The 26,492-nt window shown below is 43.2% G+C and carries 20 protein-coding genes; 12 read left to right on the top strand and 8 right to left on the bottom strand.

The features are described from left to right. Positions 1 to 304: 304 nt before the first annotated feature. From JI65_RS07385 to JI65_RS07400, 4 genes are all read right to left on the bottom strand, one after another. Positions 305 to 2,407 (bottom strand): autotransporter outer membrane beta-barrel domain-containing protein, encoded by a 2,103-nt coding sequence (locus JI65_RS07385; RefSeq protein WP_191014739.1) that lies wholly within the window; start codon positions 2,405 to 2,407, stop codon positions 305 to 307. 175 nt (positions 2,408 to 2,582) lie between these two features. Further along, positions 2,583 to 4,040 (bottom strand): hypothetical protein, encoded by a 1,458-nt coding sequence (locus JI65_RS07390; RefSeq protein WP_191014740.1) that lies wholly within the window; start codon positions 4,038 to 4,040, stop codon positions 2,583 to 2,585. 7 nt (positions 4,041 to 4,047) lie between these two features. After that, the gene (locus JI65_RS07395) at positions 4,048 to 6,873 is read right to left on the bottom strand and encodes a FecR family protein (protein ID WP_191014741.1); all 2,826 of its coding nucleotides are present in this window, start codon (positions 6,871 to 6,873) and stop codon (positions 4,048 to 4,050) included. Then, positions 6,839 to 8,707, bottom strand: coding sequence for an adenylate/guanylate cyclase domain-containing protein (locus JI65_RS07400; protein ID WP_191014742.1), 1,869 nt, complete (start codon positions 8,705 to 8,707; stop codon positions 6,839 to 6,841). Before JI65_RS07400 ends, JI65_RS07395 begins: the two co-directional genes overlap by 35 nt. 197 nt (positions 8,708 to 8,904) lie before the next feature. Here JI65_RS07400 and JI65_RS07405 point away from each other — a divergent pair, with 197 nt between their 5' ends. The 3 genes from JI65_RS07405 to fabG all read left to right on the top strand — a co-directional run bounded on the left by JI65_RS07405 (position 8,905) and on the right by fabG (position 11,072). After that, a complete protein-coding gene (locus JI65_RS07405) occupies positions 8,905 to 9,177 on the top strand; it encodes a PIN domain-containing protein (protein WP_191014743.1) in 273 nt (90 codons plus the stop codon). A 174-nt stretch (positions 9,178 to 9,351) separates the two neighbouring features. After that, positions 9,352 to 10,311: an ACP S-malonyltransferase gene (locus JI65_RS07410; protein WP_191014744.1), complete on the top strand. Its 960-nt coding sequence runs from the start codon at positions 9,352 to 9,354 to the stop codon at positions 10,309 to 10,311. A gap of 14 nt (positions 10,312 to 10,325) precedes the next feature. Beyond that, positions 10,326 to 11,072, top strand: coding sequence for a 3-oxoacyl-[acyl-carrier-protein] reductase (gene fabG / locus JI65_RS07415; protein WP_191014745.1), 747 nt, complete (start codon positions 10,326 to 10,328; stop codon positions 11,070 to 11,072). A gap of 163 nt (positions 11,073 to 11,235) precedes the next feature. On the opposite strand, the gene JI65_RS07420 is transcribed toward fabG, so the two are convergent. Further along, positions 11,236 to 13,083 (bottom strand): phosphoenolpyruvate carboxykinase (GTP), encoded by a 1,848-nt coding sequence (locus JI65_RS07420; protein ID WP_191014746.1) that lies wholly within the window; start codon positions 13,081 to 13,083, stop codon positions 11,236 to 11,238. 198 nt (positions 13,084 to 13,281) lie between these two features. On the opposite strand from JI65_RS07420, the gene JI65_RS07425 reads away from it, so the two are divergent. From JI65_RS07425 to JI65_RS07445, 5 genes are all read left to right on the top strand, one after another. Then, complete coding sequence (locus JI65_RS07425) at positions 13,282 to 14,586, top strand: TolC family protein (RefSeq protein ID WP_191014747.1); 1,305 nt, start codon at positions 13,282 to 13,284, stop codon at positions 14,584 to 14,586. A gap of 43 nt (positions 14,587 to 14,629) precedes the next feature. Continuing rightward, a complete protein-coding gene (locus JI65_RS07430; protein WP_242457192.1) occupies positions 14,630 to 15,682 on the top strand; it encodes an efflux RND transporter periplasmic adaptor subunit in 1,053 nt (350 codons plus the stop codon). Further along, positions 15,683 to 18,877 (top strand): efflux RND transporter permease subunit, encoded by a 3,195-nt coding sequence (locus JI65_RS07435; protein ID WP_191014748.1) that lies wholly within the window; start codon positions 15,683 to 15,685, stop codon positions 18,875 to 18,877. Positions 18,878 to 18,885: 8 nt separating this feature from the next. Beyond that, positions 18,886 to 19,170, top strand: coding sequence for a PG0541 family transporter-associated protein (locus tag JI65_RS07440; RefSeq protein ID WP_191014749.1), 285 nt, complete (start codon positions 18,886 to 18,888; stop codon positions 19,168 to 19,170). 88 nt (positions 19,171 to 19,258) lie between these two features. Beyond that, complete coding sequence (locus JI65_RS07445; RefSeq protein WP_191014750.1) at positions 19,259 to 20,272, top strand: YncE family protein; 1,014 nt, start codon at positions 19,259 to 19,261, stop codon at positions 20,270 to 20,272. Between the two features lie 43 nt (positions 20,273 to 20,315). On the opposite strand, the gene JI65_RS07450 is transcribed toward JI65_RS07445, so the two are convergent. The 3 genes from JI65_RS07450 to JI65_RS07460 form a co-directional block, all read right to left on the bottom strand. Continuing rightward, on the bottom strand, positions 20,316 to 20,750 hold the full coding sequence (locus JI65_RS07450) for a PIN domain-containing protein (RefSeq protein ID WP_191014751.1): 435 nt from the start codon (positions 20,748 to 20,750) through the stop codon (positions 20,316 to 20,318). A gap of 2 nt (positions 20,751 to 20,752) precedes the next feature. Continuing rightward, positions 20,753 to 21,832: a peptide chain release factor N(5)-glutamine methyltransferase gene (prmC, locus tag JI65_RS07455; protein WP_191014752.1), complete on the bottom strand. Its 1,080-nt coding sequence runs from the start codon at positions 21,830 to 21,832 to the stop codon at positions 20,753 to 20,755. Positions 21,833 to 22,295: 463 nt separating this feature from the next. Continuing rightward, positions 22,296 to 22,610, bottom strand: coding sequence for a helix-turn-helix domain-containing protein (locus tag JI65_RS07460; protein ID WP_191014753.1), 315 nt, complete (start codon positions 22,608 to 22,610; stop codon positions 22,296 to 22,298). Between the two features lie 138 nt (positions 22,611 to 22,748). Here JI65_RS07460 and JI65_RS07465 point away from each other — a divergent pair, with 138 nt between their 5' ends. From JI65_RS07465 to JI65_RS07480, 4 genes are all read left to right on the top strand, one after another. Then, positions 22,749 to 23,699 (top strand): hypothetical protein, encoded by a 951-nt coding sequence (locus JI65_RS07465; protein WP_191014754.1) that lies wholly within the window; start codon positions 22,749 to 22,751, stop codon positions 23,697 to 23,699. 26 nt (positions 23,700 to 23,725) lie between these two features. Then, positions 23,726 to 24,745, top strand: coding sequence for a hypothetical protein (locus JI65_RS07470; RefSeq protein WP_191014755.1), 1,020 nt, complete (start codon positions 23,726 to 23,728; stop codon positions 24,743 to 24,745). Positions 24,746 to 24,754: 9 nt separating this feature from the next. Further along, positions 24,755 to 26,173: a CsgG/HfaB family protein gene (locus tag JI65_RS07475; protein ID WP_191014756.1), complete on the top strand. Its 1,419-nt coding sequence runs from the start codon at positions 24,755 to 24,757 to the stop codon at positions 26,171 to 26,173. Positions 26,174 to 26,246: 73 nt separating this feature from the next. After that, complete coding sequence (locus JI65_RS07480; RefSeq protein WP_191014757.1) at positions 26,247 to 26,435, top strand: hypothetical protein; 189 nt, start codon at positions 26,247 to 26,249, stop codon at positions 26,433 to 26,435. Positions 26,436 to 26,492 lie beyond the last annotated feature (57 nt).

The raw sequence follows: 26,492 nt of genomic DNA on the forward strand, positions 1-26,492 counted from the left end.
ATTTCTTTCCGGGGCTTTTGTGCCTAACGCAAGGAAACGCTGCACGTTTTGTTTGGAGATTTTAGTTCTGCTCGTGCGTTTCCCGCAAGTTTTCGAAAACGCACGAGTTGGCTTTCAGGGTGCAAAGTTCATTTTTAGCGTTTCCAAAAACTCGCGCTCTGGAAAGTTTCTCTGAAGGTGTTCGATATGCAGATTCATTGCTCGCGCGCCGCTCGCAATTTTTGTGAGTTTTTTAGAAAAACAAAAGAATGTCATTCCGAATTTATTTCGGAATCTCGTTTCCCTGAATTCCGTCAGAAAAATCTTAAGGCTCATAAACGTCTGCATAATCGGAGTCGTTGGCTGTATTTCCAGCGATTGTGACGGAAGTTGTTTTTTCAAGAAGGTTTGTCGTATTCATAAAAATTCCGCCCCCACGACCATAGCTTTCGTTTTCTTCGTTTGTTCCGATTGCCTGGTTTCCTGTTATCTGTGTGTTTCCGTTCAGCACGAGTCTTCGCTTGCTTGAGATTCCGCCGCCTTTAAGGGCCGTGTTATTTTTTATGCTTCCGCCGTTTATTGTTACGCTTCCAGCTGTTGTGCCGCCAGCATAAATTCCGCCTCCGCCGTCAAGGTTCGTTCCGCTAAAGTTAATATTTGCTTTATTTCCTTCGATTGAGCCTGCACTCATTGTGAACGAATCGCTTGAACCGCCTAAGCGTATTCCTCCGCCGTCTTTTAAGCAGCCGTTGTAGCCGATTTTTCCGCCGCTCATTTCGATTACGGTAGAAACGTCGGAATCGTAGTCTTGCGTATAAATTCCGCCGCCGTGATTATTCGCATAGTTGTACATTATTCCGCCAGAAAAAGCCGAGTCCTTTGTGGAATCATTCTTGTAGCCTATGTAAATCTTGCCACCCAGTGAAAATATTCCGCCGCCATGAAGGGCTGCCGAATTTCCGTAATTTGCTTCCGTCGCATTTGTTGACTGATTTTTGTCGCCAACAACGGCAGAATCTGCAAAGAACACTTTTCCGTTATTGTTGTAAATTCCGCCGCCGGAACCGCCAACGTTGTGCCCGCCAACACTTGCGATTAGAGCTTTGTTGCCAGTTATTGCACTGCTTCCTAAAAGGTACAGGTTGCCTTCATTAAAAATTCCTCCACCAAAAGCACCGCTTGTAACGTTGTTGCTTACTTCGCAGTCGGTTAGCGTTACGTTTACGCCGCCTGTAATGTTGATTCCGCCACCATTTACGGAGCAAGCCGTTGCGCCTGTGATTTTTATGTTCGAGAAGTTTATTTTGTGCAGGGGCGTTCCCTGTACTGTAACGACTGATTTTGTAGTGTCGCTTGCGGTAATCGTTTTTGTCTGTCCGTCGTAAGATTCTATGTTGAGAATTACAGAGCTTGAAAGTGTTGATAAATCAATCGTTTCGTTCTGCGCCGTTGATAAGTCCGAAAGCAAGCGGATTGTGTATTCTTGTGCGTCGTTCGAGTTTTTTATTGCTTCCACCGCGCTAGTCAGCGAGTCAAAAGGTTCGCTCTCGCTTCCGCTGCTTGAAGAGCTTCCTGCAGAAGAAACAGAGAGCTCTTTTTCTTTGTACGCCACGTTTTGTTCGTATGAGTCGGATGCCAATCCCGCTGCGTCATAAAAATTGTAGTTCACTGAGAAATTCTTTTTTTCTGACCACTTTACGCCGGTTTTTATGTAGAAAAGTCTTCCTCCGCCCACGCAAGAAATTCCGTTCAAGCCGGTCGGAGCTGAGTCTGTGATTGTCCAGCTTTCTCCCGAAGCCGATTCCATTGAGTTTGAATTTGGATTTACCGAAAACTTGTGGAAAGTTGTGCCGTCGCTCACCGTAAAAAGATTTGTGTCCGTCGCAAAAGACGGCGGTGTTTCAACGCATAAAACAAGTTCCTCGCCGTACATTCCCGATTGTGCGTTGTAGATGGGCTGTGGCGGGGAATTGCAGCTTAGGTTCAGCGTATAAATGTCTTCGATTGCGGCCGTGCCTGTTTCTGACTTTCGGCTCAGAGTTATTTTTGGGGAAATGTCTTTTATTTCAAGACTGTCTGGCTCGGTCAGTATGGAAGCAGGGTAGGTCACGGTTATTTTTCTTGCATCCTCGTCAAAATCAATGTCCGCGTTTATGTCTGAATTTGAAAAAGATACGTTTGCCTCAAGTTCCAGATTCTTTGGGTTGTTCACATAAAAGTAGACTGAATAATCTGCGCCCGTTGGAATGTTTTCGTAGCCGGAAGTGCCTTTTGTGTGTTCGCCAGAAAATTCTACTGAGGAAATTTGAGCTGAATATGCATATCGTGGAAAAAAATCTTCGGGATTATTTATCTCGCTGGAACAAGATATAAAAATGAGATGTGCGAAAAACAATACAAAGAGAGAATACTTAGTAAAAAATCTCAACCTTAAACTCCTTAAGGCCAAAAGAGATTTTTACCAAACAAATTTGTATCAGTCTTTGCTTCTAAAAAAGGACGCAGCGTTCTTAAGCAGGCAGAAATTTTCCAAGCCAAAAACTAATTTTGAGTTGCTTGATAAAAATAACTTTTTTGCCTTATAAATAAACGCCAATTTTTTTTTAGAACTTTATACCAATTAAAATGGCAGGCTCAACCGTGCCATTATGCGTATCGATATTATAGCACGTGTTGCATGAAAGTCCAGCAAAAAATCCTTTAAAAAACAAAAATTTTAAAGAAAATCCTGCGTCAATGGCTAAGCCCGTTGAATTCAAATTGAAGCTTGAATATGAGCCGTATGGTGTTGAAAAATCGTAGACAAAATCCCTAAAGACTTGAACTCCGCCGCCGGCATAAAGTCCAAGCAAAAGAAAATTGATTTTTTTCTGCCATTCAAGATTTGCGTAAAAACTCATAAGCTCGCCTGTGAGCGTGTAGGATTTTATTGTTCGTTCAACTGAATTTTCTACTGGCGAATAATCCGCAATAATGCCAAGCCCGAAGTTGCCGAATTTTGTTCGTAGCGGCAAGAACGAGATTTGCGCCGTGAATGAAGGAAAAATATAGGGTTTTCCAAAAAATTCCTCGTACATCATCGCTTCGGTATATTCTTTTCCAATAATCTGGTAGGGAACGGAAAGTCCCAATGCAACGTCAAGGTTAAATTCAAGCCCAAAATCAGAATCCTGTTTTTCTTCGGATTCATGAATTTCTTCTTTTTCACTTTCTTCCGTAGGCTCGCTGGACTCTGGAAGCTCTTTTTCTTCCTGCGGCAATTCTTCTGGAACTTCGTTTGCCTGTTCTTTTTGCGGAAGTTCTTGTGGAACGGGCGGAGAGATTTTTTCTTCCGGGGCGTTAGTGGCTTTTGAAATCTCTTTTTTTAAACTCAGCGTAAGCCCGCTTTTTTTTGCGTAAAGCCCGCCCGGATTTTTTATGATGATTGTAAGCGGCAAACTTTCCAACGGTTCATCGTTTGTCTGCGATTCCAAAAGAATTTTCCACAGCTTTGTAAAGTCAAAATGAACTTTTATGTTCTCGCCGTTTTCCGAAGCCATTTTTACGGAACCGCTCACCGAGACGTTCGTGTTTTCGTCCTCAAAAATAAGATTCACTTCCGAGTTTTTGAGCAAGTTTTTTCCAAAAATGAAAATTGAATCTGATTTTTTGCCGGAAGTTTTTTGAAAAGAAAAATCAGTTTTTTCAAAATCTAAAATTTCTGGCTGAACGGCTTTGTGAATCGTAAAATTCTGCCAGTTGGATTTTTGCTCCATTTGGCCGAGAATGTTGAACAACGAAATTCTGTAGCGGTAAGAGCCTGACTTTAAGGAAAGTTCGCAAGAATTTTGGTTCAGCTTTTTTGTGAGAATCGTGTTGAATTTTTTGGGTGCAATTTCTTCCTGCACTTCTATAAGATAATACCCTATGTTTTGTACGGCACGCCATTCGAGTTTTTGCGTAAAACGAAAATGCCCGTCCTCTTCGTAAAGGGAATAATGCTTTTTTCCTTCGCTTTGCGTTTGTGCAAAAATATTGAAGGCCAAAGAGAGAAACATGCACAAAAAAAGTTTTATTTTCATTCTTCCCCTATAAACCGTAAAGCTCCCCTGTGTCCGAAAGTTTTATGGAATCCAGTGCCGGCAAATCGATTCTGAATTTTGTCCACGGCGACTGGCTCTTTAAAGTTGTTTTGTTCCGCTCGATTTTTTGAACGGCTTCTACTTGCCAGGTAAAAGTTCCGTTCGAAAGCAATTTTAGGTTCGTAAACTTGTAGTTTGTGGAAGTTCCTGTATTTTTGCTTACAATCTTCTTTTTTCCTTTTCGGATTGTGATTATGTAGTACGAAGCATTTTTTACGGGCTTCCAGCTAAAGGAAATTGCCGAAGTTTTTGCAAGTTCGCTTGCCTTAAAGACTTTGCTCGGCTTTGGCAAAACCAAGACCGGCTTTTCTAGGTTCGGGCGTTTTTTTATGGAAAAAGTCTGCTCGGCACTTTTTAAGTCGTATCCGTCGGAAGTTTTTCCTTCGAGCTTCCAAACATAATTTCCGCTTTCAAGCACGTCGGATTTAATTCCGCTTTCCGCATTTTCCACGGTTTTTATGTCCTGAACTTTTCCGTTTGAAAGAACTTTGCCCAATGTAAATACAAGTTTAATATTATTTTCATCTGTTTGCCAGTTAAAATCAAAAGTTCCTGCGTTGTCGTCGAATATTGTTTCGCTTATAGCTTCGCCGTCCAACGGACTTAAAAGTTCGATTTTTCCGAGTTTCCGAATTTCAATCTTGTTTTTTGAAAGTTCTCCAGAAAATCTTGTAGAAAGTTCTGATTCCTCGGAGTTTGCCTGAACCGTCCAAATGTATTTTCCGGTTTTGAACGAAGACAAGTCCAGGTCAAGTTTGTTTCCTTTTACCGAATTATTTTCGAAAAGAGCCTGGTTTGTGTTTTCTTCCTCAAAAATCTTGAATCGGTAGGAATCTGCGTTTTGTATGCTTTCCCACGAAAAATGCACGTTCTCGCCGTCTTGCACGCCGACTTTAATTTCGCCGTCCTGAACGTATTCGTCCATTTTGCTCTTTGGGGCTTTAAAACTTGACTGAACAAAAAAAGTTCTTGCCTCGGAATATTCGGTTTTTCCTTCGTTTTGCGTGCTGATTCTCCAGTAGTAAGTTCCTTCCGAAAGTTTTTCTAAAAGAATGCACGAAGTTGCGCTTTTTGAGATGCTTGGCAGAAGATTTTTAAAATCATCGCTACTTGAGAATTCGACTTTTGTGAGTTTTTTGTCTGTCGCGTTCGTCTTCCAGGAGAACGTAACGTCCTGCAATCTTGCGGATTCGATTTTGTAATTTTCTGGAGGAAAAATCAACTTTTGGCTAAAGCGCTTTGGGGCGAGGGTAAAACTATTGACTTTTGAATCATCGGAAGTTTTTCCGTGAAGGTTTGTGTAGTAAACTTTCCAAAAAAGAGGCGCGTTTTTTTTCTGATATTTTTGGAGCTGTGACAAATCCACGGTGCAATAGTTTTCGCTGGATTTTATTTTGAATTCACGCGTCATAAATTCCGGGTCGCCTGCAAGTTCAAGCGTATATTCTTTCGCGTCGGAAATGTTTTTCCATGAAAAATTCAAAGTTTTGCTTTCGAATGTTTCTATTTGGCTTTTGTTTGGCGGGTAGAGAAGTTTTACGCTGGCAAGACCGTCTTTTTTCTGAATCGAAAATTCACGCACTTCGCTCTCTGTTTTTTCTGAGGCGATATTGTCGGCGTAAAGCGGAACGATTTTCCAGAACCAATTTCCGTCGGGGATTTTAGGCAATATAATAGAAGAATCTTTCACCAAAATTGAATATTCTGGATTCTGCATGTCTTCTTTGCTAGCGATTTTTAAAAGATACGATGAAGCCCATTTTTGTTCTATCCAGGAGAATTTGATTTTTGATTCATCCGAAAAATATTCTGCCTTGTATTTGTTCGCAGGAACCAAAAGCGTAACGGGCGAGGCTTCTACGATATTTATTTTGCTTTGCGCCGCATATTTTGGTCCCGTTTTTTTTGAGTAGATTCGCCAGTACGTGTTTTTGTGCGGAATGATTTTTTGAGTTTCCGAAAGATTTTCTAGGCTGAACGAAGTGACTTCCGTAAAATTCCGGTCATTCGAAAAATCAAGGATAAGGCTGTCGTCCTCCGTCAAATTCTCAACTTTCCATTTGAACAAAACAGAAATGTCCGCGGAGTCGAGCGAGAGAATTTTTTCGTTCGGGAGCGGGGACGAAACGCTTATAAACGGAATTGACGAGACTTTCTGCAAAAAATCCTTATCGCCTTTTTCAAAAAAGACTGAACGTTTTTCGAACAAATCTTCGATTTTGCCGTCCTCGGTTGCTACGAGCGCATGACCGTCAAGAAGATGCACGTTCGTTACGGCGGTTCTTCCGTCAACCGTGGCGGAGAGCGTGGAACCTGCCTCAACGTCAACGAGTGTGCCGCCAATGCGAACTTTTACGGTGGCTGACGAGGCTTTTACGGTCACTCCGCCGCTTGCCACGTCAACAATGAGCTGTCCGTTCTTGGAAAAAATCTGAATGATTGAATTTTCGTAAAGCTCGATTGAGTCCTCGTCGTTTTCTATCATGCGCACAATCGCTTCCGAAAGCTCTGCCGTGCGGATTGTGTCTCCGTTGTACAGCGGCGAGTTTTGCTTTAGGCGGTCCCAAACTTCGCGTTCTATGAATTTTCGTTGCGCATTTTTGTGCTTAAAAGTGATTGCCGCGATTGGTTTTTCGTCTTTTGTCATAACCTTGTTCAGGTCATAAAAAAATAACGCCAGGTTGCAGGCGCTTCCAAGCAGAAAGAACAAAACTATGAGGACGGATTTTATGGTTTCTTTAGCCCTTGATTTTGTATTTCTTTTCTGATTCATTCGGATTTACCTTTGACCAGTCTGGCTGTGCGATTCCAAGCAGTTTTCTCACGTCCGAAAGCGTTTTTGGTCCGTCCATGCCCAGTTCCGGATTGATTTGTGAGTTTTTGAGATTTACAACCGCATACATGTTTATTGGCTCAGTCTTGCCCTTTACGTTTACGGAAGGCATTTTTTCTACGATAACGTAATCCCTGATTAGATTGTACGTGTTTTCAGTAATGAGGATATCCGTGCCGAACGGCTTGTTCAGTGCCTCCGTTCGGGAAGCGAGATTTACGGCATCTCCGATTACCGTGTATTCCATTCGCTCCTTTGAGCCAATCTGACCCGCAATAACAGGGCCTGTGTTGATTCCGCAGCCGATTTTGATTATCGGTTTTTTGTCTCCTCCGCGTCCCTTGTTGAATTCCATGAGAGCCTTACGCATCATCAAAGCCGCCGTTACGCAGCAGAGCGCGTCTTTTTGAACGCTGCCAGAAGATGCCGGTGCGCCCCAAACGCACATAATCGCGTCGCCAATATATTTGTCTACGATTCCGTTCGTTTTGGTCACGCAGCTTACCATTCTAGTCATGTACTGATTCAAAAATTCAACTACTTCCGACGGAGTGAGTTTTTCAGAAATCGCTGTGAACGAGCGAATATCAGAAAAGAATACCGTGACTTCTTTTGTCTCGCCTCCGAGCGTAAGATTTCCTTTTAAGGCCTTTTCTGCAATATCTTTGTTTATGAATTTTCCAAATGTGTCCTTCAGTCGTTCGCGTTCTGCAAGCCCGTGGCTCATTTTTACAAAGCTCTTTGTAAGAACCGAAATTTCGTCGCGGGTTTTTGAGATTAGCTTTATGTCGTAATTTCCGTTTTCAACTTCTCCCGAAGCTTTTGTGAGCTTTTTTAGCGGAACGGTGATTGATTTTGAGTAAATCCAGATAAAAAGCAGCGCCAGAAAAAACACTGAACCTGCAAAATAGATGTTGCGCTGTGTCATGTTCACGACGTTCTCGTAAATTACCTGCGTGTCGATTGTGGTGATTACGCCAAAGTATTCTTTTCCGTCTTTGTCAGTGAACGAAATCTGCCTTTCGCTGGAATCTGCATCTTCGAGCATTTGTGCAAAAATCGGTGACTTTGAGACGTTTGCTCTCACTTTTGTAAGTTCATCGTTCGGGTGAACAAGAATGTCTCCGCGCATGTTCACGATGTAAGAGACGTTCGTGCTTAAAATCCCGAATGTCTGCGAGAGAGAATCCACGGAAGTAAGAACCACGAGCGTTTGTTTTAAGCCGTTCTCGTGCCAGGGATACAAGAACGCAAGGCTCGGACATTCAAGCACGGGGCGGGGATTTAGGACAAAATTCTCGCCCTCGGCCGATTTTCTTATGAATTCTTCCTCGTCCTGAATAAACAAATGAATTTTTTCGATTGAAAGTTCGTTTTGATTCAGAAATTTCTTGTTCGGAAATTCAATGGCAAAGTCCAATTTTTCGTCCGCAGTTACAAGAAAAATTCCCGCCGTATAGTCATTCTGCTCAAAAAAATAAGCGGAGGCCTGTTGAATTGTGCTTTCGTCATTTCCCACGTTTGAGGCGACGTTCATAAAAAGAAAAGCGTTGGATTTTACCTGCGAAAAAAAACTCTCGGCAGCGGCGGCAGAGCGTCCGTTCACCGTAAAATTGTTGCTTTCGCCTTTTCGCTTAACGTCATAAGTGTCAAAATAATTGACCATATACGTAATGATTCCGAGCGAAATTATTACAATCAGGCCGATTATAAGCATGAGCTTCATGCCGATGGGAAATCTTACTTTGGGAATAGTATTTTTTGCAGCAGCCATAATTAGTCTCTCTTTTTTATTTTAGACTATTTTAATGAATACGTCATTAAAGATTTTTAGAATGTTTGCCGCACCCAAATTCAGCCCAAGAGTGAATTATTAGGTCGAATGTAGAGTTTTTACAAAGCCGTCATTCCGAATTTAGGAAACACGTCTGAAAGTCGGTATATGGCTGTCAAAAAATTGGGTACGAAAGAATGCCTGAGGGAAGAAAAAAAGATGCTGTTTGGGAAAATATGCAAGATATAAAAGACTCTTATGCAATGCTTCCTTATGATGATTTCGCAGCAAAAATTTGTGGTGAATTGCAAGCACGATGTGAAAAGGCGGGAAAGCCTGCTCCTTTTTACGACAGCCAGATTGCCGCCACTGCAATCGCAAACGGTATGGTTTTAATCACCCACAACATCGGAGACTTTGCCACCATATGCGAAAACTCCATGCTAAAAGTTGAAGACTGGTGGGGCTGATACGGAAGACATGACGATGACTCTTTGGGGTGTTGAACAAAATCCACTTCTCTTATAAGATGAATCTAAAATGACATTTTTTGATTTTTTGTCATTTTCAAAACGAATTGTGGTTTGCACAAAGTTTTTACTATATAATAGAAGATACGCTTGTTGCGTCAAGGAGTGATAATTATGGCTAAGAAGTATGCTTTCCTTTTTCCTGGACAGGGTGCTCAGGCACCGGGAATGATTAAGGATGTTGCTGAGAATTCTGCTTCGGCAATGAAAGTTATTGATGATGTTTCAAAACTCATCGATGTTGATATGAAAAAACTCATGTGGGAATCTGATGCTAAGGAACTTAGTCGTTCAGACAACTCACAGATTGCAATTACGACTGCTTCCCTTGCGATTATGGCAGCCCTCAAGGACAAAGGAATTGAGCCTAGCGCAGCAATGGGATTCTCCCTCGGTGAGTTCCCTGCTTTGTATGCCGCAGGAGTTCTCTCGTTTGAATCAGTAATCAAAGTTGTTCGCCAGCGCGGACTCATCATGCAGAAAGTTTGCGAAGAAATCGCCGCAGAGAATGCTGGTCACGCACCTGGAATGAGCGCGATTCTTGGTCTTCCTCCAGAAAAAGTCGTTGAGATTGCAAAAGGAATCAAAGATGCTTACGCCGCAAATATGAACTCAGTTAAGCAGACCGTAATTTCCGGAACTTTTGACGCTCTTGCAGAGGCTGAAAAAGCTGCCACAGAGGCTGGCGCACGCCGTGCAGTTCGTCTTGCTGTTGCAGGTCCGTTCCATTCACCGCTCATGCAGAAAGCCGCTGATGAATTTGAAAAGGTTCTTGCAGACGTAGAGTTCGCAGACCCAAAAATCCACTTGTTCTCAAATGTAACCGGAAAGGCTGTTGAAAAAGGTTCTGAAGCAAAATCAAGCGCAGTTCTTCATTTGACACACCCAGTTCTTTGGACTGACGAGGAAGCCGTTCTTGCAAACATTATTTCTGTTGAGGGCGGACAGATGGAATGGTCTGTTCTTGAGCCAGGACCGGGAAAAGTTCTTTCAGGACTTTGGGGACAGACCGAATTCGGTTCAGGAATGCCGGCTTCTCCGGTAAACACTTGGGAAGTTATTTCTGCACTTTAATCACGGAGAATAAGATGGCACTTTTGGAAAATAAAAAAGCACTTGTTACAGGTTCGTCTCGCGGAATTGGTCGCGGAATCGTAGAAAAATTCTTGAACGAAGGATGCGAAGTTTGGGGACTTTGTTCAAAGCCTAGCGCAGCCAAAGAAGATTTGGAAAAACTTGCAGCAGAAAAGGGCGTAAAGTTTCACGAGATTTATGCTGACGTAGGCAATGCCGAAAACGTTACTGAAGTCGTAAAAGCAGCCCTTGCTGAATCACAGGGATTTGACGTGCTTGTAAACAACGCCGGAATCACTCGCGACGGACTTTCGTTCAGAATGAAGAAAGAGGACTGGGACGACGTTATTAGAATCAACCTTACATCGGCATTCCTTATTAGTCAGATTGTCTCAAACGACATGATTAGAAAGCGAAAAGGTTCTATTATCAACATGTCTTCAATCGTCGGAATCCACGGAAACGGCGGTCAGGTAAACTATGCGGCTTCTAAAGGCGGTCTCATCGCGTACTCAAAATCGCTTGCCGCAGAGGTTGGTGGAAGAGGTGTTCGCGTAAACGTAATTGCACCGGGATTTATTGCTACTGATATGACAAACGTTCTAAAAGAAGATATTAAGAGTGCGATGATTGAGCGTGTTCCTCTAAAACGTGCCGGAACGCCAGAAGACATTGCCAACACTGCATTGTTCCTCGCTTCTGATTTGAGCACCTACATTACGGCTCAGGTAATCGGCGTTGACGGCGGAATGGGCGCATAAATTAAAATACGCTGATTTTATAATGGCAGAATGGTCTTTTTTAAGGGCTGTTCTGCCGTTTTTTTTTGATTCATTCACGTTTTGTAAAATTTAAAAACAAAAAAGCCCTGCCGGAAGAAAATTCCCCGGCAGGGCTTTCAGTTATCTTTTAGTTAAGAAAAACTTATGCTTTGTTCAAGCGGCTTTCGAGGTCGTCGAGAATAGCTGTAAGTTCTTTTGGAAGGTGTGAACCGAATTTTGGATAGTGGTTCTCACGGATATCCTTAACTTCTTTCTTCCATCCTTCAACATCAACTTTTGTGATTTCTGGAAGAGTCTTCTTGTAGTATTCTGGGAGACCTTCTGTGTTGATAGCACCGTCTTTTGGCATGTATCCGATTGGTGTGTCAACGTAGTTGTCTTTTCCGTCACAGCGGTCGAAAATCCAAGCGAGAACGCGTGAGTTGTCGCCGTATCCTGGCCACATGAATCCACCTGGGAGTTCAGCGTTGTTCTCGTCCTTGCGGAACCAGTTAACGTAGAAGATTTTTGGCAAGAGGTTCTTGTCTTTTGCAGCGTTTCCAACGTTGATCCAGTGCTGGAAGTAGTCGCCCATGTTGTATCCACAGAATGGGAGGATAGCGAATGGGTCGCGTCGGATTTTACCAACTTCGTCTGCGTTGATTGTAGAAGCTGCTGTAATCTCTGAACCTACGATAGAGCCGAGGAATACACCGTGCTCCCAAGAACGTGCCTGATGTACGAGAGGTACAGTTGAAGGGCGGCGTCCACCAAAGAGGATTGCAGAAATCGGTACACCCTCTGGATTCTCCCACTCTGGAGCGATACATGGACACTGGTTAGCAGGTGCAGTAAAGCGAGCGTTTGGATGAGCAAATTCCTCACCTTTTGGAGATTTGTCTTTTGGAAGAGCGTCACGTGTCTTGCCTTTCCAATCAACGAGTTTGCCCTTTGCTGGGTAACCAATCTGTTCCCACCAAACGTCTCCGTCCTCAGTAAGAGCACAGTTTGTGAAGATTGTGTTCTTTGAAGCAGAAACGAGAGCGTTCTTGTTAGACTCAGCAGAAGTTCCCGGTGCAACACCGAAGAATCCAGCTTCTGGGTTGATAGCGTAAAGACGTCCGTCTTTTCCGTATTTCATCCAAGCGATATCGTCACCGATTGTCTCAACTTTCCATCCTGGGATTGTTGGGATAAGCATAGCCAAGTTTGTTTTACCACAAGCACTTGGGAAAGCACCTGTTACGTATTTAACTTCGCCCTGTGGGTTTGTGAGCTTCAAGATGAGCATGTGCTCAGCGAGCCATCCCTCTTCGTGAGCGATTACAGAAGCGATTCGGAGAGCGAAACATTTCTTTCCGAGAAGAGCGTTTCCGCCGTATCCTGAACCGTAAGACCAGATGAGGTGCTCTTCTGGGAACTGAGAAATGTATTTCTGTTCAACTGGAGCGCAAGCCCATACCCCGTTGTCTTTCTCGCCGTTGTTGAGTGGCTTACCAACTGAGTGGAGACATGGAACGAAGTTGTCGTCGAGGTACTGCCATACTTTCTCGCCTGCACGAGTCATAATGTGCATGTTGAGTACAACGTATTCTGAGTCTGTCAGTTCAACACCGCACTTAGAGATTGGTGAACCGAGAGGTCCCATGCAGAACGGAATAACGTACATTGTGCGTCCGTGCATACATCCTTTGTAAAGACCTTTCATTGTTGCTTTGAGCTCTACTGGGTCAATCCAGTTGTTTGTTGGACCAGCTGCTTCCTGTGTTTTTGAAGAGATGAATGTTCGTTTCTCTACGCGAGCTACATCTGATGGGTCTGAGCGGAAAAGGTAGCTGTGTGGTTTTTTAGCCAATGGAGTTGCGAGACCTGCGTCTACGCAAACTTTTACGAGGCGATCGTATTCTGCAGTTGAACCGTCGTAGATTACAACGTTGTCTGGTTCACACATTGCTTTGCATTCTTCAATCCAAGCTTTAATCTTGGCATTTTTAATGTCGTTAAGTGTCATTTTGTATCTCCTAAAAAAGATTATGAGTTGATTATATTTCATTTTTTTTTGAAAGACAACGCTAAAGGATTGCCGAAAATCAAATTTCTTTTCTTTGATAAAAAAATGTTAGCATCTTAACTAAATTTTTTTTTTAACGTTCTGTTTATGTGATTTTTTTTCTTGTGGATAAAATAATATTAAGGTTAAATTTAATATATGAAAAAGTTTTTGACTTGTCTTTTTGTGTTGCTAAAAGGGCTTTCTTTGTTTGCCGCAGAGAATCCGAGGCTCCTTACGATTGATGATGCAGTAAAATTGGCTCTTGAAAATAATATATCTATAGAAAGAAATCAGATAACTTTGAGGGGCCTTGAGCGTGCCAAAAATCATTCCTGGAATTCTGTAAGTCCTAGCATTTCGGTCGGGGCTTCGGCTGGAGTTCCTATTGATGCGCTGAGTGATTCTGAATCAAAATATTCTGCAAAAATTGATCTTTCGGCATCTCTTTCCCTTTCTTTGACCGCAAACCTTTACACTTCTGTTCAGACCGCAAAACTCAACTACGAGCTTGGAAAACTTTCTTTTGACGATGCCGTGCGTTCCGTTGAGCTGAGCGTTCGTCAGACTTTTTACGGGCTTTTGTACGAAAAAGAAAACATCAGCGTTCAGGAAAAAAATCTCTCGACGCTTCGTACACAGTACAGTTCGAATGCGTCAAAGTACAATGCAGGCCGGCTGAGCGAGATTGATTTGCTTTCGAGCGAAGTGAGTTATAAAAATCAGATTCCTACGGTTGAGAGCGCGAACACCGCGTATTTGAATGACCTTGCTTCGTTCAAGCAGCTTTTGGGCTTGGAGCAGTCTGCGGAGATTGAGCTTTCGGGAAATTTGGACGAAATGATTCGGCTTGAAGAAATTTCTCTTGATGGAATCGAAATTTCTTCTTCAAAAATCAAGAATCTTGAGAAAAAAATCGAGGCCGGAAAAAATGCTGTGCTTTCGGCAAGATTTTCGGCTTACGCTCCAAGTCTGAATGCCAGCGTAAAATTTAGCGACGGTTCGTGGTACACGGGCTATGACGGTACGGCACCAGACGCAACAAAAAGCACGAGTCTTACTTTGAGCGCTTCAATTCCACTTGACGGAATCCTTCCGTGGAGTTCTAAAAGTGACAGCATTGCCTCGGCAAAGGATTCCCTTGAAGATTACGAGCTTCAGCTAAAAAACGTGCGGACGGACTTGCAGCTTTCTGTGGATTCGGTTCTCCGCTCAATAAAGCAGAGCCAGTCGGCAATAAAGTCAAAGCAGGCGAACGTAAATCTTGCCCAGCGTTCATACAATCTTACATGGAATGCGTACACGCACGGAACGAAGGATTATCTTGCGGTGCAGACTTCTCTCAACTCGCTGTTGTCTGCCCAACTTTCGTTAAAAAACGAGATTTACAATCTTATAAAGTCGATTCTTTCGCTGGAAAATACGATTGGCGTAAAATTTGGTACGTTTTCGGCAAAAAAATAAGAAACTGAATTCAGAATTACACTAGAACAAAAAGGAGATTTATATGCAGAAAAATACCTTTCTTGCCACTGTGGTCGGCCTTGCGGCTGTTATTGCGGTAAGCGGAACGTTTTTATATACGAAATTTTTTGCGGGCGACGGAGAGTCTTCGGGGCCTGGCGGCAAAGGCGGGCGTGGGGGACGCGGTGGTGGCGACACTGTTGTTTCTGTGCGGACGATGGACTTGGCTGTTACGACTCTGCACGGTTATATTTCGACGAATGGCGACATTGAAAGTCAGAATCAGGTGGCAGTTTACCCTGACATTGGCGGAAAAATAGTTTCGTCGAACGTGCTTTTAGGTTCGCCTGTTCGGAAAGGGCAGATTCTTGCCTACGTTGACCCAAGCGAACCTGGTTCATACTATCGTGCGAGTGCGGTTTATTCCCCGATTTCGGGCAGCGTTATTACGACGCCTGTAAAAAATGGGACTAAAGTGACTACTTCCACGGCAATCACGACAATTGGCGATATAAACAACTTGCAGGTCTCGGCGGATGTGCCTGAGAGATACGTGGGAGTTCTAAAAGTTGGCTTAAAGGCAAAAATCTCAGTTGAGGCGTATCCAGACACGACTTTTGACGCGACTGTTTTTCGTGTAAGTCCGGTTGTTGATTCTACGAGCCGAACGAAGAACGTAATCCTTCATTTTGACGAGCGGGATTCAAGAATCAATGCGGGAATGTTTGCGAAGGTGATTTTGTACACCGAGGATTACGAGGGGGCTGTTGTGATGCCTGCGACTTCCGTGGTTCAGAACGGCGACAAATATTATGCTTATGCGGTGAACGATGACAGCACTGTTTCAAAGCGGGAAGTTACTCTCGGAAAGAACGTTGACGGAATGGTTCAGTTGCTTTCGGGCGTTAGTGAGGGGGAAAAAATCGTAATTCAGGGGCAGACTTCTCTTGCTGACGGTTCAAAAATCAAAGACATCGGTGCGCCAAAATCAGATTCATCTGATTCTTCAAATTCTTCTGCCTCTGAGTCTTTTGAATCGGTTGGCGAGAAAAAAGGCGAGCGACGTTCTGATTCTGGAAAATCTGGGAGAAAATAAATGAGCATCAGTAAATCAACTCTGGAACATCCGGTCTTAACGCTGATTGTTTTTGCGCTCTTGGGCGTAATGGGCTTGTTCACTCTGCAGAACGTTGCAATCAGCTTGATGCCTGATGTTGACTCTCCATATCTTTATATTTCAACGACTTACACGAATGCGGGACCTGAATCGGTTGAAAAGTCGGTTACGAAACCGCTTGAAGGTTCTCTTATTTCGGTGAGCGGACTAAAAAATATCACTTCGACTTCGAGCGAAGGTTCTTCTGGAATTTCTCTCGAATTCAACTACGGAACGGATTTGGAAGCAGCCACTAACGACGTGCGGGACAAGATTAGCCGCGTTCAGCGAAGCCTTCCAGACGGGGCGGGTTCGCCTTCCATTATGAAGATGGACTCGAACTCAATGCCGATTATGCGCATTGCTGTGCGCGGAAACCGTTCGAACGACGACTTAAAGCAGATTGCGGAAGACCAGATCGTTGACCTTGTAGAGCAGACTGAGGGCGTTGCCGAGGCAAGCGTTTCGGGCGGACGGGATAAAATCGTGCGCGTTGACATTTCGCGGAACCGGCTCGCGGCTTACGGGCTTACGATGGCGAATGTGTATTCGGCCGTCTCAAAGCAGAATTTGGAGCTTGGCGGCGGAAAAATCACCGAGGGAATCCAGAATTATACTGTTAGGACTACGGGTGAATTTTCGAGCATTGACGAAGTGAACAACACGATTATCACCACCAAAAATGGCTACGTTGTGCGTCTTTGCGATGTTGGGAATGCTTATTTGGGATATGCCGACAAATCGAACGATGTTTTTATTAACGGTGAAGGCGGCGTTTACGTTTCTGTAACGAAGCAGTCAGGAAAAAATACTGTAATTGTTGCAAAGGCGACCCGCGAAAAACTCAAGGAAATTCAGAATCTTATGCCAAGCGACATTACGCTCGACATAATTCAGGACCAGTCAACTTCGATAAACGACACAATCAACACGCTTTTGGAATCGGCTTACACAGGTTTGATTCTTGCGGTTCTGATTCTGTTTTTGTTCTTAAAATCTGGAAAATCCACGATGATTATTGCGATTTCCATTCCGCTTTCAATCATCATCACTTTGCTCTGCATGAATTTTGCGGGAATCACGCTCAATATGATGACGCTTACGGGGCTTATTCTTGGCGTTGGTATGATTGTAGACGCGTCAATCGTTATGATTGAAAATATCTACGTTTACCGAAGTCGTGGCGCTAAGCCTAAAGTTGCGGCAGTGCTCGGTTCGTCGGAGATGATTATGTCGGTCGTTTCTGGAAATCTCACCACGATTTGCGTATTCCTTCCGTTCCTGTTCTTTCTCTCCGACCTTGGAATGATGGGGCAGATGTTCAAGGGAATCATTTTTACGGTCGTTATTGCGCTTGTTTCGTCGCTTTTTGTTGCGATTTTCCTCGTTCCTGTTTTGGCCGGAAAATTCTTTCCGCTCACAAACCGAAACGAAAAGCCAATAAGATTCATTCCGCTGAAAAAATTTTACGAGACGCTTGAAATCCCGCTCACGATTGTGACTCGGTTTTACAGGATTGTTTTGCGCTCCGCGTTGAGGCACAGGCTCGTTACGTGCATCGTGTGCTTTTCGCTTCTTGCGATATCGTTCATTCTGATTCCGACTTTGCGCGTGAACATGATGAACAGCGGACAAGACAGCAGCGTTACCGTGAACGTTACGCTTCCAATCGGAACGGCGCTGGAAGAAACTTCGCAGATTCTAAAGTCGCTTGAAAAAATTGCTTTTGACGAAGTGAAGGGATACAAGACGATTATCACGTCGATTGGTTCGGGACGAGGCTCGCGCTCATCGTACAAAGGTTCTTTGCAGATAAATCTTCCGGCTGAGGACGAAAAACTTGAGGGCGTGGAATACGATACCAGCGATACGATTCAGAAAAAACTCCGTGCGCATTTTGGCGATTTTGCCGGGGCCAGATTCAATTTTAGCCAGGGATTTGCCCGGCAGATGACAGGAAGCAACTTTAAGATAAATGTGCGTTCTGACGATTTGGACGCGGCTCTTGATGTTGCGAACAAAGTGCGTTCCGTAATGGAAAAGATTTCTGACATTGGCGAAGTTTCGATTGACACCGAGGAAGGCTTGCCGGAGATTGAGATTGTGATTGACAGGCAGCGCGCATATTCCTTTGGTGTGGACGTAACCACTGTTGCAAAGGAGATTAGCTACGCGATTAACGGCGTTACCGCCACAACGTACCGTCAGGACGGAAAAGAATACAGCCTTATTCTGATGTATCAGAAGAGCGACAGGCAGACTGTTGCGGATTTGGAGGAGATTTACGTTAACGGTACTGGCGGCAAGGTGAGTGTTGCGAATTTTGCAGAAGTCAAAAAAGGACTCGGCCCGGTTTCTATAAAACGCTCGAATCAGTCTCGAATCGTAAAAGTGACTGCGGACAATACAGGTTCACGAAACGATAACGTGGTTGAAGAAGACATTAAGGCTGGCATTGCCGACTCGTTCATCATTCCTGACGGCGTTACGCTCACTTACGAGGGAACTTGGAAAGACACTCAGGAGCAGGGACACACGTATTTGTTAATCGGAATCATGGCGATTCTTCTCGTATTTGGCGTAATGGCGGGAACTTATGAGAGCTTTAAGGCTCCGTTCATCAATCTTATGACAATTCCCTTCCTTGCGATTGGCGTTGTGTTCATTTATAAGTTTACGGGGCAGGCCTTTAGTATGGTAAGTGCGGTAGGACTTATTATGCTTGTTGGGATTGTCGTTAACAACGGAATCATTTTGGTTGACTACACAAACCTCTTGATTGACAGGGGCGTGCCGATGAAGGAAGCGTGCCTTGAAGCCGGAACGAGCCGACTTCGCCCGGTTCTTATGACGACGCTCACCACGATTTTGGGTATGATTCCAATGTGCTTTGCGACGACAGGTAGCGCGGCGATGGTTCAGCCGATTGGCGTTGCGGTTGTAGGCGGACTTACAAGTTCTACGTTTATTACCCTGTTTTTTATTCCTGTTTTGTACTCGCTCATAATGAAAGAAAAAAAGACTCACAAAAGCCGAATTCGAGTTGCCTTTGATTTGCGTCCTAACGAGCTTGATGAATTGAAAAAAGATTCTTTGGGCACACCGAACGAGTTTACAGATTTTAGCGGAATTTAGGAGAAAATATGTATCGTGCAGAAATAATTGCGAACCAGTCCGTGCAGGATGATATTGTTGAGGTGCTTGAGCAGTACATTCCGAACATTTTGTACACAATCGTTCCGCTCGTGAATGGTCGTGGCTCAAAGGATTACAAACTCGGCACCTCTACTTGGCCGGAGACGAACTTTGTTTTGGTGACGTATATTGAAGACGAGGATAAAGACCGGGTAAAGGCGATAATTGCGGCCGTAAAAGAAAAATTTCCGGACGAAGGAATAAAGCTCTTTTTTGTAAAGGCGGAAGAGTGATGCTTCGACTCCGTTCTGCAAAGGTTTGCATGGAGAGAAGCCGAATGGAACTTGTTTTTTCATAAAAGCAAATTATAATTTTAACAATATGAAAAAGTTCAGCTTCCTTCTTATTTTAATTTTTTTCGTTTTTACGACTTTTGCATTTTCCGAGCCTAAACTTACAAAAATCGGGACTTACAAATGCGGAAAGCAGCCTAAACAAGTGCTTTTTAGCCCGGATTCAAAATACATTGTAATGCCGCTTTTGGACGACAACGGATTCGATGTTTTTAGCGTTGAAGAAAAGAAAATGCTAAAACGCATAAATCCTCCGAATGCGGCGAAAGTGGGCTTTGCCGAGGGACTTTTTATTCCTGAGAAAAATGTTTTTCTTGTCTCGCAAATGACCACCGCAAATCTTTACGAATATTCGTACCCTAAATTCGAACTTTTGCGCACGATTCCTACAAAAGGCGTGTGGTCAAAATTTATCGCTTACAGTGCAGAAAAAAATCTTCTTTGCGTTTCAAATTGGGTCAGTAACGACATTTCTCTGATTGACTATGAATCAGGTAAACTTGTTCGCAAAATTAAAACTGCGGCGGCTCCGCGCGGACTTTATTTTTCCGACAAAGGCGAGAATATTATCGTGCTTTCTTACGAAGGCGGAAAAATTCACAAATTCAACACGCAGACAGGCGCAAAGGTGAGCGAGATTTCTGTTCCTAAGTCTTCTATGCGTCATATCATGGTGAATAAAGATGAATCTAAAGCCTACGTAAGCGACATGTATTATTTTCAGATTTACGAAATTGACTTGGCTTCGTTCAAGATTACGAAAAAAGTAAAGGTTTTTTACAATCCGAACACGATTGACCTGCTGAATGACCGATGGCTTTTTGTTTCAAGCCGGGGACCGAATAACCCGAAGGATTACACGAAGCGAAGCCCGCAGAACGGAAAAATCACGATTATCGATACAAGCGACATGTCAATCGTAAAAACGATTCCTGGCGGAAACCAACCCACCGGGCTTGACCTGAACGCGGAAGGCAACCTTTTGTGCTCATCGAATTTTCAGGACCAGAACATAGAGCTGTACAGCGTTACTGTGGAGTAGGAAGACTGTGCGAAGGTAGTGTTAGCCTTCGCATTTTCTATTATCACTCTTCCGAGAACCAGTTCAAAATTGCAAGTGTACTGCAATTTTTTAGAGGGGCAAAATCTTTTGTATTGCGGGTGACCAAAATCATGCCGTTTGAAATGGCGGCGGAGGCGATTTTTAGGTCTGCGTCGGGCATAGGTGTGCCGTTTTGTTCAAGGCGAACGCGCAAGTCCGTATAAATCCATGCACAATTTTGGTCAAAGGGTAAAACTTCAAAATATGGCAGAATCCGATTCAAAAGAAAATCTTCAAGACTTGCCTTTTTTGCTCCTTCTGGCAAGCGTTTTACGCCGTACAAAGACTCTGCCCATGCTACGACAGAAATCGCGGAAATCCGCTGATTTTTAATGACTTTTTGCACGACGGTCGAATTTGGTTCAGGTTTTGCGAGTTCCGAATAAATATTTGTGTCTAAAAGATAAATCGGTTTCATTTTTAGACTTCCATATCTTGCGCACGACAAAGGTTTTCGATTTTGCGCTCGGATTTAAAAATCTGTTCGATTTCTTCATTTGTAAAAGGTTCATTGATAACAGAATCCTGCGTTGTTGAATGATATTTTTCTTGCCACTCCCGAAAACTTTCAGCAAAAGATGAAGATTGACTCTTTTCTCCGCTGGTGACGCGGGGCATGTCGTTTAGGTCGTTTTGCGTGCGGACGTTGGTAAAGCCGTGCTGAACGAAAAGCTTTGCTGTTTGCGCGGCGTTGTATTCTCCGCTTTCTAGGGCGAGAAAGCCGTTTTGATTCATGTGAGCTGCGGCTTGCGGAATGAGCCTTCGGATTAGGAACAAGCCGTCGTTTGTGCCGCTTGCTTCGCCGTTTTCGTTTACGTCGCCGTCAAGGGCCAAAAGTGGCTCGCTCCGACCGTCGGTCAAAAGCTCCACGGATTCGTCGTGGGGAACGTAAGGCGGGTTCGTCGCGATTATGTCGAATTTTTCGCTCACGTTCTCAAAAAGGTTTGAAAGCAAAAAACGTGCGCTTTCGAGTGATTTTTTTGATAAAAGCCGTTCCGCGTTTTTTCGGGTGATTTTTAACGCGGCTTCGCTTATGTCCACAAAAGTGATTTTAATAGAAGAATTTTGATTTTCTAAAAAGTCTTCCAGCGATTTTAAAATCGAAATTCCCACGCAGCCGGAGCCAGAACACATATCGCACAAAGTCAAATTGCCCGCTTCTGTTTGCGTGAGCTGAGTTTTTATCCGTTCAATCGCCGTTTCGACCAAAATCTCCGTGTCCGGCTTTGGGATAAGAACGTCGGGCGTAACGTAAAAATCATACCCAAAAAATTCCTTGTGCCCCGTGATGTACGCCACCGGAAGCCCAGTCTGCCGATTTTTGACAGCCATGCGAAAATCTGACTCCTGATTTTCCGTAAGCTCAAAATCACGGTTTAAGAGCAAATGCGTTTTGTCGAATCCCGTGAGATGCTGCAAAATCACCTCCGTGTCGAGCTGCGGAGTAGGCGATGAGACGAGTTCATTTTTACCGTAAAGTTTTGCTTGCTTGATTGTCATGGAAGATAATTTAGCATGTTTTTAGCGGAGTGGTAAGGTGCTCGTGGAAATGGAGTTGTTTTTCCTCCTCTTTGTTGTCTTGTCGTTCTCACTTATCTACTGTACTATACACATTATAGGGGATGCTTGCATCTGCGGCGGCTTGCCTCCGATTTCTCATGAATGAAGGAGGCTGTCTGTATGACGTTTTATGAAATTGTAATGCTTGTCATTACACTCATTTCACTGATTATAGACCTGCTCTCTTTCCTGCTCAAATAGGACTAAGAGCAAAAAAAACGCCCATAAATGAAGTGTACCAGACTTCTAGGGCGGTTTTAATCAACTGCTAAACGGAGTCGGTCGCTCATTTGCAAGCGTCCCCGCTTTTTATAAAAACAATGTACACTGCTATTCTTTCTTCGTCAAGTTTTCGTATTTTCTGTATTTTTGCATGTAAGCCTTTTTATATTATTTTCCAAGTTTATTTTTTCAATAAATCCTTCATTATGGCAAAAATATGATTGGCTTGCGTTTGGGGAAGTTGCTTATAAATAGAAAGAAATGTTTCTGAGTTGAAATCTGTTGTGTGGATGTTCTCATTGAAAAAATCGGACGGAGTTATTGAAAGAAAATCACAGATATTGAAAAAAGCTGACATCGAAACAGAACGCTGACAAGTTTCAATTTTGTTGATGTAGGATTCATTTTGACCAAGTGCAAGACTCATTTCTCGTGCTGAAATATTTCGCTCGTTGCGTAAAAAGCGCAGTCGGTCTGCAAAGAAATTTTCTGTCATATTTTGCCCTTAACATTATTATAGGCTAGATTTTTATTGACATATTGCCTTTTAGGGTGCTAGTATTTTCTTTATATAGCCTTATAGGCTATATAAATCTTTTGAAAAAGCCTTTAAGACCTTGAAAGCTAGATAAAAATGAAACGAATCACAACTTTTCTTCTATTAATATCATCCTTTTTGATTTCTGCTTTTTCTGCATTTGCGGAAGATTTTCTTAATAATCCATCATATATCGTTCAAACTGGCTACGGTGCGACAAAAGAATCTGCTGAAAAAGCCGCTTTGTCTGCGATTTCAAAATTCTTCCAGATGAGTATTGAAGTAAAAGCTGAGGAACGAACGACAGTCACAAGTGCCGGCGCAAACAGCACAATGACCGAAGAAGTTTTTGTCAATTCTCAGACTGAACTTTTTGCGGTTCATTATACGAAGCCAAGGTTTGACAAAAAGCAAAAACAATACGAAGTGACGGCCTACATTGACCGTGAGGAAGCGTGGCGGATTTATGAGCCGAAAATTGAGGATTCCGTGCAGAGTTTTGAGCAATTTTATTCGAATGCAATTTCTCAATCGGACAACCTTTCTAAAATCATCGGACTTTCGAGGGCTTCAAAAGAAGCAAAACAAAGCGAAATTATTAAAAAACTAGATTTTGCAATGATTTTGAATCCTGACCGTGCTGAAAAATATGGTGGAACTCGTAACAAAATCTCTGACATTGAGGCTGCAATCCGAAAAATAGCAAAAAGTTCTTCTGTTTCTGTAAAAGTTTCTTCGGATTACGAGGATCGGGTTTCAAAATCAGTCAAAGAAATTTTCTCAAAAGTTGGAATAAAAATTCTGAACGAAAACGCAGAATATCTTTGTTCTGTAGAAATCTCTGAGAACACACAAACTCTCCCTGCTGGAACATTCTTCACGCCATCTTTTGCGATTCAAATTGAAAAGGCTGGCGAAGTGATTTATTCGGTAAGCAGGCAGCTTAAAAAAATCGGGGCAAAGAACGAAGCTGTTGCAAAACAACGGGCTTTTTCTGCAGTTGCAGAAGAGATTCAAAAATCTTTACAAAGTGAACTAGCCTTGTAACGGCATAAAATATTTTGGAGGAAAATATGAAAAAAATTTTGATTGGATTTGCTGCGATTGCGGTACTTATGGCGACAAGCTGCGGAAGCACAAGCGGCGTGAGTTCAAATGCAAGTATAAAGCCTGCGTCAAACTCTGGCGTAACTGTTGCTGGAAAAGAGACTGTCGTTGTTGACTGGGACGGACGAACTCTTGGAACAGAAGCGACCCCGGCTTGGCTTGCTCCTGCCGTTCGAGGTGACTTTTCTGCATATATTGCTGCTTTCAAAAAGAAGGACGGCGATGTCTTCCGTCGTTCAACTGGAACTGGTGCCGATGTTCGTTCTGCAACAATGCGAGCGGATATGGCTTATGCTCGCACGATTGCACGAGAACTTCAGCAATCAGTCAATGTTTATGCGGCAGAACAGGCTCGCTCTGGCAATTTGAGTGATGCAACCCGACAGGCGATTGAGGAAGTCACAAAAACTCAGTCAAATGCAGAGATAACAGGACATCAGAAAGCAACAGAATATTGGCAGCAGGTTGTTGAAGTTGACCCGGTTTCTGGCGAGAAGAAATCAAGTTATATCGTCTATCAGATTTATCAGATTCCTGCAAATACTTGGGCACAAACTACGGCAAAATATGTCAAACAAGTTTTGGGTGGCGTTGCAGACGAGCTCAGCCCTGAACAAGATTTTGTAAAAGGTTTGGTAAGCGAAATGATGCATGATGCCCGATTCCCGACTGTTATGAGTCAGGAAGAAGCAAAACAGAAAGCTGAAATCAATAAACAGATGGCTGATGTTCAGGCTTCACTTGCACCGGCACAGCAGAAAGCCGCCGCAGAGCAGGAACTTGCAAAAATCATGCAGAACGCAAAGACAGAACGCACAAAAATTGCAGCTGATGCCAGCGTAAAAAAGACGGAAGCTGTAGCAGATGCAACAAAAGCAGCTTACCTTTCTGGCAGCCCTGTTTACCAGTCTGCAGCAACTGTAACTGGTGCAGACAAAGAATGGGCTGATGCCGAGGCTCTTGCAGCATCAATTTTGTTCAACTAGGAGAATTAAATGAAAAAAATCATCGTCACATTATTTTCTGTGATGATGATTTTTTTGTCTTCATGTGGCTCAACTGCGGAAGTAAGTAATGTGGCCCAGACGACAGAAAAGTCATCATCGGTAAAAGAAATAAAATCAGAAAAAGATTTATACAAAGGTGCAGGCCTTGTAATTGCCGTCACCGCTCCCGAAGTACGCAACGGCGGAAAAGGCGAAAGCTGGATGCCACAGTTTTTTCAGGATTCAATCACGGGAAATCTTGCGAAATATTCAAAAATGACCGTTCTTGACCGTGCCAACGAAGATTTGACAAAGGCTGAGCAAGAACTTGGTGAGACTGGCTTTTACACCGAAGAAAATGCTGTTCAGCTCGGTCAGATGACTAACGCACAGTATGCAGTCTTTGGTTCAATCACGGCACTTTCGTCTTCGTATGAACTGAACTTCCGTGCGATAGACATCACAACGAATGAAATCAAGGCAGCTTATAACGACAGGGCTGGCTCAAAAGAAATTGAAGATGGAACAACTGTTCGTGCAATTATCACAGAATTGCTCGACGGTCTTGGAATTGGATTGTCTGAAAAAGAAAAAGCCCAGCTTGCTAAAACCGATAAAAAATCCTTGAACGCAACAAAATCCCTCGCAAAAGGTGCTGCCGCAGAAAAAGCAGACAATCTGATTGAAGCACTTGCATTCTATGCGGAAGCACAGAAAGATTCATCAACAAGCAAGGAAGCTCGTATTTCTATGAGTAAGATGCTTGACGGTAGTTTTTCAGGCAGTGACATAAGCGACTTGAAGGCAAAAGCTAAGTATGGTGAAGAGCAGAAGGAAAAATGGGAAAAAATACTCAAAGATTTGGCAGGATATGTTGCTAAAAATAACGTGATACTAGTCTATGATTTTTCTAACATAAAAACAGAACTTTCAAGCGACAATAAAAGCGTAAAACTTACTGGATTGCCCGGTGCAAAGTTGGTGTTCAACCGTCATACTGTACTTGTAGCGAAACAAGTTATGACTGAATGGGAAAAAACGAAGACAAACAAAGCGAATGAATACTGGACTCGAACTGTCAACACAAACAATCTAAGGTCAATTTCCAAAAACGTTTGGGAAGGTTTTTATTATATTTCAGGCGGCGATGGTACTTTAGAGTATGGCTTGTATGACAATACAGATTATCGAATAAAGAAAGGTGAAATTCGACTTTATACAGGAAACAATGCGGATTTCAATGTAAAACCCCAGAATCGCTATTTTGATGAAACGCAATTTCAGCCGATTGAGATGACCGTAAATTTATCTGATTTACCAGATGACTCAACATTCGAATTCCGACCAATACAATGGGAATATGGTTCTTTGGGCAATGTTACTTTTATGACACTTGAAGAATACAACGAGTGGGCAAAAGACCAGTAACACAAAATCTGCCGTGCATTTTTGCATGGCGGGTGTCGGAGCGAGTTAATTTTTGTGTGTGGAGAAAAAATGTATGACAGAAACGAAAAGAAAGATAACTTGTCCTTATTGTAATGCAAAACTTGAAGTCGTAGAATGCACAGGAGTGGGAAATAGAATGACAGATTTCCCTGAGATTTTATACTGTAAAAGCTGTGGAAAAGAGATTGGCAAAACTACTGCAGAAGAATTTCAAGTTTTGTATGATACTCCTATGGCTTAGGGATTGTAGCACCGCCGTCAGGCGTTGCGAAGCGAACTGTGTGAGCGTAGCAATGGA

Source organism: Treponema zioleckii, from assembly GCF_014737315.1.
GTDB classification, from domain to species: domain Bacteria; phylum Spirochaetota; class Spirochaetia; order Treponematales; family Treponemataceae; genus Treponema_D; species Treponema_D zioleckii.